The organism is Candidatus Methylobacter oryzae (assembly GCF_003994235.2).
In the GTDB taxonomy this organism is placed as follows: Bacteria; Pseudomonadota; Gammaproteobacteria; order Methylococcales; family Methylomonadaceae; genus Methylobacter_A; species Methylobacter_A oryzae.
This window is the reverse complement of sequence record NZ_RYFG02000065.1, coordinates 1-11,461: the sequence shown is the minus strand read 5'-3', so window position 1 is coordinate 11,461 and position 11,461 is coordinate 1. Positions and strand designations below refer to the sequence as shown.

12 protein-coding genes, 1 tRNA gene and 1 pseudogene are annotated in these 11,461 nt (G+C 47.5%); 12 read left to right on the top strand and 2 right to left on the bottom strand.

Translation table 11 applies throughout. The annotated features are described in order from the left end of the window. Positions 1–313: 313 nt before the first annotated feature. Positions 314–389 (top strand) — tRNA-Asn (locus EKO24_RS07105). Between the two features lie 166 nt (positions 390–555). Here EKO24_RS07105 and EKO24_RS07100 read toward each other — a convergent pair. Continuing rightward, positions 556–1,155 carry an IS630 family transposase gene (locus EKO24_RS07100; protein WP_161990580.1) on the bottom strand — a complete coding sequence of 200 codons (600 nt, stop codon included), beginning with the start codon at positions 1,153–1,155 and terminating at the stop codon, positions 556–558. Between the two features lie 230 nt (positions 1,156–1,385). Continuing rightward, a complete protein-coding gene (locus EKO24_RS07095; RefSeq protein WP_162853335.1) occupies positions 1,386–2,795 on the bottom strand; it encodes an amino acid permease in 1,410 nt (469 codons plus the stop codon). 284 nt (positions 2,796–3,079) lie between these two features. Here EKO24_RS07095 and EKO24_RS07090 point away from each other — a divergent pair, with 284 nt between their 5' ends. The 11 genes and pseudogenes from EKO24_RS07090 to EKO24_RS22690 all read left to right on the top strand — a co-directional run. Continuing rightward, positions 3,080–4,150 carry a L,D-transpeptidase family protein gene (locus tag EKO24_RS07090; RefSeq protein WP_127028736.1) on the top strand — a complete coding sequence of 357 codons (1,071 nt, stop codon included), beginning with the start codon at positions 3,080–3,082 and terminating at the stop codon, positions 4,148–4,150. Positions 4,151–4,267: 117 nt separating this feature from the next. After that, complete coding sequence (serA, locus tag EKO24_RS07085) at positions 4,268–5,851, top strand: phosphoglycerate dehydrogenase (protein WP_127028737.1); 1,584 nt, start codon at positions 4,268–4,270, stop codon at positions 5,849–5,851. After that, the gene (locus tag EKO24_RS07080; RefSeq protein ID WP_127028738.1) at positions 5,848–6,489 is read left to right on the top strand and encodes an HAD-IB family phosphatase; all 642 of its coding nucleotides are present in this window, start codon (positions 5,848–5,850) and stop codon (positions 6,487–6,489) included. The genes serA and EKO24_RS07080 overlap by 4 nt, the downstream gene beginning before the upstream one ends. Before the next feature lie 69 nt (positions 6,490–6,558). Further along, positions 6,559–7,305 carry a YebC/PmpR family DNA-binding transcriptional regulator gene (locus EKO24_RS07075; RefSeq protein WP_127028739.1) on the top strand — a complete coding sequence of 249 codons (747 nt, stop codon included), beginning with the start codon at positions 6,559–6,561 and terminating at the stop codon, positions 7,303–7,305. Positions 7,306–7,319: 14 nt separating this feature from the next. After that, complete coding sequence (gene ruvC, locus EKO24_RS07070; protein ID WP_127028740.1) at positions 7,320–7,817, top strand: crossover junction endodeoxyribonuclease RuvC; 498 nt, start codon at positions 7,320–7,322, stop codon at positions 7,815–7,817. Beyond that, entirely contained in the window at positions 7,814–8,422 is a 609-nt protein-coding gene (gene ruvA / locus EKO24_RS07065) for a Holliday junction branch migration protein RuvA (protein ID WP_127028741.1), read from the top strand. Before ruvC ends, ruvA begins: the two co-directional genes overlap by 4 nt. Further along, positions 8,422–9,453: a Holliday junction branch migration DNA helicase RuvB gene (gene ruvB / locus EKO24_RS07060; RefSeq protein ID WP_241674426.1), complete on the top strand. Its 1,032-nt coding sequence runs from the start codon at positions 8,422–8,424 to the stop codon at positions 9,451–9,453. The genes ruvA and ruvB overlap by 1 nt, the downstream gene beginning before the upstream one ends. 10 nt (positions 9,454–9,463) lie before the next feature. Beyond that, a complete protein-coding gene (ybgC, locus tag EKO24_RS07055) occupies positions 9,464–9,859 on the top strand; it encodes a tol-pal system-associated acyl-CoA thioesterase (protein ID WP_127028743.1) in 396 nt (131 codons plus the stop codon). Next, positions 9,859–10,536: a protein TolQ gene (gene tolQ / locus EKO24_RS07050; protein WP_127028744.1), complete on the top strand. Its 678-nt coding sequence runs from the start codon at positions 9,859–9,861 to the stop codon at positions 10,534–10,536. Before ybgC ends, tolQ begins: the two co-directional genes overlap by 1 nt. Further along, a complete protein-coding gene (tolR, locus tag EKO24_RS07045) occupies positions 10,533–10,976 on the top strand; it encodes a protein TolR (protein ID WP_127028745.1) in 444 nt (147 codons plus the stop codon). Before tolQ ends, tolR begins: the two co-directional genes overlap by 4 nt. Next, positions 10,966–11,461: pseudogene (locus EKO24_RS22690) on the top strand (cell envelope integrity protein TolA); the annotation flags it as partial. The gene tolR and the pseudogene EKO24_RS22690, both read left to right, overlap by 11 nt.

Sequence of the window (11,461 nt, the reverse complement as noted above, 5' to 3'; positions counted from 1 at the left end):
GATGATAGTGTGGCCGTTTGCCATGCGAAAGTAGGGAATTGCCAAGCGCCTAAAACCAAAAACCCAAGCTTAATCGCTTGGGTTTTTTTTTTGACTTGCGTTTGCCGCCGCCCATGAATGAACATATTCGCGATTTCGTCCTTGCGGCGGAGCCCTGTTTAAATGCTATACATGGACAGTTTAGTTTAACCGAACTTTATAGCTGATCGTTTAGCTTTAAATTGAATTAGCACAAGTTTATAGCAGTATTTAATTGAGATTAATCTGATATAATAAAAGCATGTAATAATCATATAGACGATTTTCTATTTAATCCCCTGTAGCTCAGTCGGTAGAGCGGATGACTGTTAATCATTAGGTCGGCGGTTCGAGCCCGTCCGGGGGAGCCAAATAAAGCAAAGCCTTGTATTTTATACAGGGCTTTTTATGCCATAAATACTTGATAATAAACGCTAACTACTTCAAGTTCGCAGTGAGTCTAATATATTTGATTCATAATAAATCCTAGAGCATTTCTTCGTTAGTTAGAAACATAGCCTGAATTGTTACAATAATTCAGGCACTCGTCGGGGTGAAACTGATCCATGATTTGGCCGATAGCCTGCCAGGGCTTGTCATAAGTTCGTTCAGCCGCCTTGCGTGCAAGGCTTTCAGTTTGGCAAAGACCTGCTCAATCGGATTCAGGTCAGGGCTATAAGGCGGCAGGTATTTCAGCGTCGCGCCCCGGGCTTCAATCAGCGCCCGGACATCGGCGACTTTATGGGTCGGCAGATTGTCGCAGATGACGATATCGCCCGCCTTCAAGGTCGGCCCCAACTGAGACCGCAAGTATTCCTTAAAGGCTTCGCCATTCATGGCCTGATTCAAACACCACGGCGCCGTGAGCTGATCCATCCGCAAACCGGCAATGAAGGTCAGCGTCTGCCAATGGCCAGCCGGTGCGCTATCCACACAGCGAGCGCCGCCTAACGCGCGTCCATAACGACGGATCATGTCGGTAGACAGTCCAGTTTCATCCAGAAATACCAGTTTCGAGAGATCGCAGCTTTTCTGCCAGGCTTGCCATTGCTCCCGGGCGGCCGCGACGTCGTCACGGTTCCGTTCACTGGCGACCACGGTAAGTTTTATAGCGATAGCCCAATTTTTGGCGAACAAACTTGTCAATGGTTGAAATGGAAAGGCTCAAGCCCTGTTCGCTGGCTAACCACGTCTGTAATGCTTTCAAGGTCATCGACGGATGATCGGCTAGGGATGATTTAATTAGAGTTAGTTGTGTTGATACTTATGCCCTGAAGGAGGAGGGACACCCAGTCAAGTGTATAGCCTAAACTTTCCTCGAAAGGAGAGGAGGGAGTAAGTTGTTGAAGTTATTTCGTACTCATTTCTTAATCGGCTTTCGCCAAATTACTATTTTGTAGAGAATAAGAAAAGTAAATAATCAAGCCAATAACTAGCCAGATAACGAAGCGCAGCCAAGTCAAGGCAGGCAAAAACGCCATCAGCGCGGTACAGGATAGCATGCCCAGCACAGGAAAGAGTGGGCTAAATGGTGAGCGGAACGGACGATTCATGTTGGGTTTTGTAATCCGCAATACCAGTACGCCCAAGCAAACCAGCACGAATGCGGCTAGGGTGCCGATGTTGACTAATTCGGCTAGGTCACCTAACGGTATGAAGCCGGCGGCTATAGCCATGATGATGCCGCATAGTATGATGACGCGCACCGGGGTTTGAGTTTTAGGGTTTACCTCCCCAAAAAACGGTGAGAGCAGACCGTCGCGAGACATAGCAAAAATGATGCGAGTTAATCCGTAATACAGTACCAGCATAACGGTAGTAAGGCCGGCAATGACGCCTGTAGAGATTAAAGCTGATGCCCAGTTGTAGCCTAGTAGATTTAAAGCGTGAGCGACAGGCGAGGATACGTTAAGATCAGTGTAATTGACGACACCTGTGAGTAGGCCGGATACTAAAATATAAACTACAGTGCAAAAGCCTAATGAAGTAACAATACCAAAAGGCAAGTCACGTTGTGGATCGCTGGCTTCCTCAGCGGCGGTTGATACGGCATCAAAGCCGACATAAGCAAAAAATACCAATGATGCACCTGCCAGAATGCCGGCAGTTTTGCCGTCAGGCAAAGTCTGAAACCAGCCGAATGGCATAAACGGGTCCCAGTTTTCCGGGTGTACGTTGAATGCGGCAACGGCAATAAAAATGATAATGGTCAATAGCTTAACAAACACCATTGCGTTATTGACTTTAGCGCTGTGCTTTACTCCTGCGATCAGCAACATCATTAATATTAAAATAATGGCAGTTGCAGGCAGGTTGATCAAGCCTCCGAGTTTTGGAGATTTAGTCAGCATTTCCGGCAATGGTATGCCGATGGCCGTCAAGGCATTGTTAAAATAGCCAGACCAGCCGTTAGCAACTGTCGCTACGGCAAGGCTGTATTCCAATAACAAATCCCAGCCAATAATAAAAGCGAATATTTCACCGAAAGCTACGTAGCTGTAACCGTAAGCGCTGCCGCAGCCCCCGACTGCAGCGGATAATTCCGCATAAGACAAGGCGGCAAAAGCACAGGCTAGCCCTGCTATAACAAATGAAAGTATTACGGCCGGGCCGGATTGAGTGGCGGCTGCAACTCCGGTTAGAACAAATATGCCGGTGCCGATAATCGCTCCTATGCCAAGAAATGCTAAATCCCATTTAGACAAACAGCGCTTTAGGCCAGTGCCTGTATCATCATCTGAAATAATCTGTTTGCTGCGAAAGATTTGCATGGACATTTGAAGATCTCTTGATAGTTGAGTACGTAATGTATTGAATTATCTAAATTATAAGGCAATTATCGATAATTCCCAAAAGCAGGTCAATGAAGCCAGTAAAATTATGCGCTTGTCAATTATGCGTGATAAGATAAACAGTTTTTTTAGGTAGGCGGATCTTGAGTAATTACCTGGGAATTATCTTTTTAGGTGTGGACGATTCCGCATCTGCAATTTAAGTAAACAACATTGGTTGTTGAAGTTAGTTATTATTTTATATTGTGTTTTCTGGGAAATTTATCGCAATGAATATTCGCGCACTGCTTGCTTTTACTATCTTATCGTCTGTCATTGGTGGCCATGCGCATGCTACGACCTATGCAATGCCGGCAGATAGTAACGATACGGTAATCACTCAATATCCTGACGACATGCCTTTAACCCGCGCAGACCAGGACGAGACCTTATTAGATGTGGCGCGCCGTTTTCTTTTGGGGCAAACGGAAATAGTCAGATTAAATCCGGATGTTGATCGTTGGCTGGTTAGAAAAGGTGAGATTGTTCGCTTATCCAACAGACGTATTTTGCCGGATTCGCCTCATAACGGAATTACGCTGAATATTGCCGAATACCGTATGTATTATTACCCGCCGACCAAAAAGGGCGAAGCGCCTCAACAGGTCATGTCCTATGCGCATGGTGTTGGCAGGCAGGATTGGAAAACGCCATTAGGTAAAACTAAAGTTGCGCGAAAAATCATGAATCCTGAATGGCATCCGCCTGAATCAATAAGACGCGAGCATGCCGCAAATGGTGATCCTCTGCCGGCCATTGTTCCTCCCGGACCGCACAACCCTTTAGGAACGCGCGCGCTGTACCTGGATTTGCCGGGAGAATACCGGATACATGGTACCGATATTGATAAGATCAATGGCATAGGCATGCAGATAACTCATGGTTGCGTCCGCATGTATCCTAAAGATGTCGAAGAGTTGTACGATCTGGTTGCAATCGGGACGCCGGTTTATATTGTTAAGCAGCCTATCAAGGTTGGATGGCTAAATAACGTGCTTTATGTAGAAGCGCATCCTGATCTGGAAGGAGAAGAAACAACGCTGGATCAGCGCTTTGCTTCGGCGTTAAGATTGATTCAAAAAGCCAATAATCAACAGCTGCCTGAGTTTGATCAGCAAGCTTTAAATAAAGCGCTGAAAGAACAAAGTGGAGACCCTATAGCAATCTACGAGCGTTTGCCGCCGCTTCAAGAAGCGTCAGTGTCGACGCCAATATCCGAGCCGGTACCGAAACCGAAACCGGCATTCGCCCCAAAGCCAGCGCGGAAACCCTCGCCGGACGGCTATTACCATGGGGACTAAACTATAGATTTATTCAAGGGATTGTAGAAAATCAGTTATACCTTGGAGCAGCTGCGCTGCAAGTAAAAACTGTTACACTACGCATTTTTAACGTATCGCTTTTTTCGGAGAATTGTTTTGAAAAAGATCCTTATTTCCGACAAGTTAGCAGAAGCCGGCATCAACTATTTAAATGAGCAGCCGGGCATACAAATCCATATTGAGACAGGGCTTAATGAGAATCAGCTTTGTGAGCTGATTGGTGATTACGATGCGTTATTGATTCGTAGTGATACGCAGGTAACCAAAAAGGTTTTGCAGGCAGCAAAGAACCTCAAGCTCATAGGACGCGCCGGTATCGGTGTCGATAATGTCGATATACCGGTAGCAACGGAGTTGGGCATTATTGTCATGAATACGCCGGATGCGAACGCGACAACAACCGCTGAATTGGCTATTGCGCATATGATGTCGCTGAGCCGCCGTTTACCGACTGCAGATCGTTCGGTCCGGGCCGGAAAATGGGAACGCTCCAAATTGATGGGAGCGGAAATTGCTCATAAAACGCTGGCGATACTGGGTTTCGGCACCATTGGACGAATCGTCGCTCAGCGTGGTTTGGGGTTGAAAATGCAAGTGATTGCCTATGACCCGTTTGTTGCGCCTGAAATATTTGATGATCTGGGTGTTGAACCGGTCAGTCTGGATGAGCTGGTATCCAGGGCGGATTATCTGACTTTGCATTGCCCATTGATTGAAAAAACTCGCAATGTTATCGACAGTCCTCAACTAGCGAAGATGAAGAAAGAGGCGATGATTATCAACTGTGCCAGAGGCGGCCTGATTAATGAGACGGCACTGTACGAGGCTTTAAAAAGCGGACGGATAGCCGGTGCCGCGCTTGATGTTTATGAGAACGAGCCGCCTGCCAATTCGCCGTTGCTGGAATTGGATAATATCGTTTTTACCCCACATTTAGGCGCATCAACCAGTGAAGCGCAAGTAGCGGTCAGTGTCGAAATTGCCAGGCAGGCAGTCACATTTTTGAAGACCGGCGAAGCGGTAAATGCGCTGAACCTGCCCAGGGTATCCGCGGAAGAACTGAAAAAATCCCGCGAATTTATGACGCTAGCTAATATCCTCGGCAAGGTGTTGGTTGGCTTGGCGACCAAGCCGATAGAAACAATAGAAGTTGCGTTAATGGGCAGAGCGGCCGAAGTTGAAGCGCGTCCGGTTTCGGTTGCAGCCTTGATCGGCGTGTTAAGCGGGCAGTTTTCCACCCCGGTGAACCGTGTTAATGCCGAGAATATTGCCAAGCGCCAAGGCATTGCCCTAGTTGAATCGAAAACCGAAGAAACACAGGACTATTTATCCCTGATTCGGGTTACAGGGCATTGCTCGGATCGTACCATTATGTTGGCTGGAACTTTACTGGGCGGCTGTCATCCCCGCTTAGTTTGCATTGACCAGTTTGATATTGAAGTCGTGCCGGAAGGCACCTTATTAATGACGCATCATGACGACAAGCCGGGGGTTATCTCGGCAATCAGTAGCGTGCTAGGCAATGCGAATATCAATATCACCAGAATGCAGGTAGGTACGGCTGATATACAGCAGCGGGCGATGGCGGTTATCAGTGTTTCCGAGCCTTTAACAGACGATTTGCTGCAGCAGTTATGCCACATTCCTGCAGTGCATAAAGCGACCCAGATTAATTTATGAGTTTTGACGTTATTTGCTTCGATTGCGACAGCACCTTGAGCAAAATAGAAGGTATTGACGAGCTCGCCGTGCGCATTGGTTTGGGGGATGAAATGTCCGAACTGACCAACGCTGCGATGAATGGCGAGGTGCCGCTGGAAGCTATTTACGAGCGCCGCCTGTCCTTGATCAGGCCGGATCGGGACAGCATTGGCTGGCTGGCTGATTTGTATATTGAGCAGATAGTCGATGGCGTTAAAGAAGTTTTTGATACGTTGGCAGCGCAAGGGAAAGAACTTTATATTATCAGCGGCGGAATCCGCCAGGCCATTTTGCCGCTGGCAAATTACTTGGGGCTATCTGAAGCCCAAGTTCACGCAGTCGATATTTATTTCAATGAAGACGGCAGTTACCGCGATTATGACCGGAATTCCCCGTTAGCCAGGTCGGGTGGAAAAGCCGAGGTTTGCAAGAGCTTGCTTAATTCGCAAGGCTCGCTGGTTATGATAGGCGACGGCAAGACCGATATGGAGGCTAAGCAGGCCGGAGCCGTGGTAATCGGTTTCGGTGGTGTAGTTGATCGGCAGGTTGTTCGCGAGCAAGCCGATTTTTATAGTGCAGAGCCAAGCTTGGTTTCTGTATTGGCGCATATTTTATAAGCTTGATTTGATAAGCGGTCCACAGGTTGTGGATTGATTCATTATTAAAACGTTTTTAAGAGGGAGACAATGGCTGGGCATAGTAAATGGGCTAATATCAAACATCGTAAGGCAGGGCAGGATGCAAAACGTGGAAAAATTTTCACTAAAATACTGCGTGAAATTACGGTAGCGGTAAAAACCAGTGGGCCGGATACAGCAAGCAATCCTTCTTTACGCACAGCAGTGGATAAAGCCTTAGGTGCAAATATGCGCCGAGATACCATTGATACCGCGATCAAAAAAGCCTCCGGTGCATTGGAAGGCGTTAATTACGAAGTCGTTCGTTATGAGGGTTACGGCCCTGGCGGTACGGCGGTTATGGTCGATTGTCTGACCGATAACCGCAACCGTACTGTTGCCGAAGTCCGTCATGCTTTTTCTAAAGCGGGCGGAAACTTAGGTACAGACGGTTCTGTAGCTTATATGTTCAGTAAGATCGGCATTCTCAGTTATGCGCCATCTGTTGATGAAGACGCGCTGATGGAAGCGGCTTTGGAAGCCGGTGCGGAGGATGTTACCACTCATGATGACGGTTCGGCTGATGTAACGACTACTCCGGAAAATTACCTGGATGTCAAAGAATCTTTGGTCGCCGCAGGATTCGAACCGGATAATGCAGAGATTACGATGCAAGCCGCAACGATGTCTGAGTTGAATGCTGAGGATGCAGAGAAAATGATACGCTTGATAGACAGGCTGGAGGATTTGGATGATGTGCAAAACGTCTATTCCAATGCCGATATCAGCGATGAAATTATGGAAGGGCTCGGTTGAGTTTGCTATAGCCGATGCGAATTTTAGGGATAGATCCAGGTTCAAGAATAACCGGTTACGGTATTATAGAAAACTCGTTACGCGGTTATAAATATATCGCCAGCGGCAGCATTCATATTAAAGCCGACTATTTTCCCGATCGGCTTAAACAAATTTTTGACGGTATCATAGAAATTGTCGAGCGCTATCAACCCGAACAAATGGCAATAGAACAGGTATTTATGCATAAAAATGCCGACTCCGCGCTTAAACTCGGACAAGCTCGAGGAGCGGCAATTTGTGCGGTTCAAACGATAGGCTTGCCTGTGTTTGAATATGCGGCACGGCAAGTCAAACAGGCCGTGGTGGGTAAAGGCAGCGCTGAGAAAATCCAGGTTCAGCACATGGTAAAAATACTGTTAAATATTCAAGGCGAATTACAAGTCGATGCCGGCGACGCGTTGGGCATCAGTATTTGTCACGCTCATTATCAGCAAACTGCACAACGGTTGCAGCAGGGTTTGTTACGGTGATTGGTTTCTTACGCGGCAAGTTGGTTCTTAAGGCGCCGCCGTCGTTGGTTCTTGATGTTAACGGTGTCGGCTATGAGGTCGAGGCGCCGATGACGACTTTTTATAACTTGCCTGCCATCGGTGCCGAGATAATGTTGCATACTCATCTGGTTGTTCGTGAAGATGCGCATATCTTATTCGGATTTTCGACTGACGCGGACCGCTCAATGTTCAGAACGTTAATTAAGGTTAACGGTGTTGGACCAAAGTTAGCGTTGACGATTTTATCGGGGCAGAGTGCCGAAGAATTTCACCGCTGTATTCATAATAATGACACGCAAGCGCTGGTACGATTGCCGGGGGTCGGCAAAAAGACGGCCGAGCGCCTGGTTATCGAAATGCGCGATAGATTGCCGGATCTGGTTGATTTAGTGGATTCTGTCGGGTCGCCACTAATGAGCGGAACAGCCCCATCGCTTAACAGTCCTAAACAGGAAGCTATTAGTGCCTTATGTTCGCTGGGCTATAAGCCGATCGATGCCAGCAAGATGGTGCAAAATGTCAATGCCGAAGGCAAAAGCTGTGAAGACATCATAAGGCTGGCATTGCAAGGTACGATAAGATGATTGAAAGCGATCGCATGGTTACCGCACATAGTCATTCGGATGAAGAGCGGCAGGATCGGGCAATTCGGCCTAAGCGCCTGGCTGATTATGTCGGCCAGAAAGAACTTCGCGAGCAAATGGAGATTTTTATCCAGGCTGCAACAGCGCGCCAGGAGGCCTTGGATCATGTGTTGATTTTCGGCCCTCCCGGCTTGGGCAAAACGACGCTGGCTAATATCATCGCTACGGAAATGTGTGTTAAAATTCGCCAAACATCCGGGCCTGTGTTGGATAAAGCCGGTGATCTTGCAGCACTGCTGACCAATCTTGAACCCCATGATGTATTGTTTATCGATGAAATACATCGATTGAGTCCGGCGGTTGAAGAGATTTTATATCCGGCAATGGAAGATTATCAGCTTGATTTGATGATTGGTGAAGGCCCTGCCGCACGTTCCATTAAACTGGATTTGCCTCCGTTTACCTTGGTTGGCGCAACGACACGTGCCGGCTTGCTGACTTCTCCATTACGAGACCGGTTCGGCATCGTTCAGCGCTTAGAGTTCTACACCATTGATGAATTGGCGAATATTGTGACGCGATCCGCCAATGTATTGGGTATAGCAATGGAGCCGCAAGGCGCCTATGAAATAGCACGCCGTTCTCGCGGTACGCCTCGAATTGCCAACAGATTACTACGACGAGTCCGTGACTTTGCCGAAGTCAAAGGTAACGGCACAATTACCGGAGAGCTGTCCTTTCAGGCCCTTGAAATGTTAAAAGTCGATAGTAACGGCTTTGACTCACTAGACCGCAAGTTGCTGCTGGCAATGATCGAAAGTTTCGCTGGAGGGCCTGTTGGGTTGGATACGTTGGCGGCTGCGATCAATGAAGAGCGGGGTACCATTGAAGATGTCGTGGAGCCTTATCTGCTACAGCAGGGTTTTATTATGCGAACTCCCCGCGGTCGAGTAGTTACACATCATGCCTATTTGCATTTTGGTTTGCAGCCGCCAAAGCAATTGGGAATGACTGAGGATTTGTTTGAATAATCAAGCCCACATGAAAAAATTCAGCTGGCCGGTACGCGTTTATTACGAGGATACCGATGCAGGCGGCGTGGTATTTCATGCCAATTACCTAAAGTTCTTCGAGCGGGCCAGGACCGAGATGCTTAGGGCAATGGGGTATGAGCAGGATGAACTGATTGTTAGTGACGGCATTATTTTTGCCGTACGTTCAGTTCAGGTCGATTATTTGAAATTAGCCCGATTTAATGATCAACTTCAAGTGAGTGCGGAGATAAGTCTTGCCAAAAAGGCTAGCCTTACATTCGAGCAAGATATTACACGAGGCGACGATGTTTTATGCAAGGGCATAATTCGCATTGCCTGTTTGGATGCACTAACGATGCGTCCTAAAGCTATTCCTGAAAAATTATTAGAGCAATTAAAATAATGAACACCGATTTATCCATTTTCCATCTAGTTAAAGAAGCCAGCTTTGTTGTTCAATTCGTCATGGCGACATTGCTGACCGCATCGATCGCATCATGGACATTTATTTTTAGCAAGCGTAAAGAGCTCAATCGGGCGGTTGAGATTACCGACGAATTTGAAGAGCAATTCTGGTCCGGCGTTGTATTGGCCGATCTGTATAGAAAGTTGGCCGCCAAGGACTTCGAACCGGAAGGCATCGAGAAAATTTTCCTGGCTGGATATAAAGAATTCTCAAGGATGCGCCAAGCGGGCAATGTAGAGCCCGGTGTTCAGGTCGAAAGCGCGCAGCGGGCTATGCGTATCGAATTATCGCGCGAGCTGGAAAAATTGGATGAACATTTGGCGTTCCTTGCTACGGTTGGTTCGATCAGCCCTTATATCGGCTTATTCGGTACCGTTTGGGGCATCATGAATTCGTTCATGTCGTTGGGGAACGTCAAGCAGGCAACTTTGGCGCAAGTTGCGCCAGGCATTGCCGAAGCGTTGATTGCAACAGCTATTGGCTTATTTGCGGCGATTCCCGCTGTTATTTCATATAATCGTTTTTCTACCCGATTGGAAAGATTAACCGGCCGGTATGAGCTTTTCGTTGAAGAGTTTGTCGTGTTGCTGCAAAGACAGGCGCATCAAAAATGAGCGGGCCGCAAGCAACCAGGAAAAATGGGCGCAGGAAGCCGATGGCGGAGATCAATGTAGTTCCTTACATTGACGTAACTTTAGTGCTGTTGATTATTTTCATGATCACAACGCCGATGCTGCAAACAGGCGTACAAGTCGAACTCCCTCAAGCTGAATCTGCTACCGTGGAATCGGAAGGCGATAATTTACCTGTTATTGTGTCGATTAACGAACAGAGCCAGTATTTTATTACTATTGATGATAAGGAACCGGAACTTATTCAGCCGGAAGAAGTTGAAGGGCGTGTGATGGCGGTATTAAACAAGAAGCCGAAAACGCAGGTTCTGATCGGGGCTTATAAAGGTATCGATTACGGCGTCGTAGTTACCCTGATGGCAGGATTAAAAAACGCCGGCGTGTCCAGTGTGGGTTTAATGACCAAATCGGGTGAACAATAATATTTTGATGGACAGTAAAAAGAAATTTTCGTGGCCAATCATTTTGGCCTTAGCTCTACATCTTACGATTTTAGGATTATTTGCTTTAAGCGCTCTATTAAAGCCTGATAAAAAAGAATCGGAATCTGCGCCGGAAATTATTCATGCTGAAATCATCGATGATACTAAAGTTACAAAGCCGGCGACCGAGGCTGCTGCAGAACCCGTAGAGCAAAATGAAACACCGATGGCAGAGGAAATAAAGCCAGCGGTAACGGAAACTAATCAGGAAGTAGCCGAGAAAGCCGAAGCTGAAGCGGCGGCAAAGGCCAAGGCTGAAGCAGAGAAAGCGGAAGCTGCTGCGCAAGCAAAGGCGGAAGCGGCTAAAGCGAAAGCCGAAGAGCAAGCTAAGGCGGCCGCCGAGAAAGCCAAAGCCGAAGCGGCGGCGCAGGCCAAGGCTGAAGCGGAGAAAGCGGAAGCTGCCGCACAAGCGAAGGCGGAAGCGG

Bases quoted from the DNA above. Each gene is read 5' to 3' on its own strand.
- tolR (WP_127028745.1), top strand. From the start codon at position 10,533: ATGAGCGGGCCGCAAGCAACCAGGAAAAATGGGCGCAGGAAGCCGATG.
- EKO24_RS07075 (WP_127028739.1), top strand. From the start codon at position 6,559: ATGGCTGGGCATAGTAAATGGGCTAATATCAAACATCGTAAGGCAGGG.
- EKO24_RS07095 (WP_162853335.1), bottom strand. From the start codon at position 2,795: ATGTCCATGCAAATCTTTCGCAGCAAACAGATTATTTCAGATGATGAT.
- tolQ (WP_127028744.1), top strand. From the start codon at position 9,859: ATGAACACCGATTTATCCATTTTCCATCTAGTTAAAGAAGCCAGCTTT.
- ybgC (WP_127028743.1), top strand. From the start codon at position 9,464: ATGAAAAAATTCAGCTGGCCGGTACGCGTTTATTACGAGGATACCGAT.
- ruvC (WP_127028740.1), top strand. From the start codon at position 7,320: ATGCGAATTTTAGGGATAGATCCAGGTTCAAGAATAACCGGTTACGGT.
- EKO24_RS07090 (WP_127028736.1), top strand. From the start codon at position 3,080: ATGAATATTCGCGCACTGCTTGCTTTTACTATCTTATCGTCTGTCATT.
- EKO24_RS07080 (WP_127028738.1), top strand. From the start codon at position 5,848: ATGAGTTTTGACGTTATTTGCTTCGATTGCGACAGCACCTTGAGCAAA.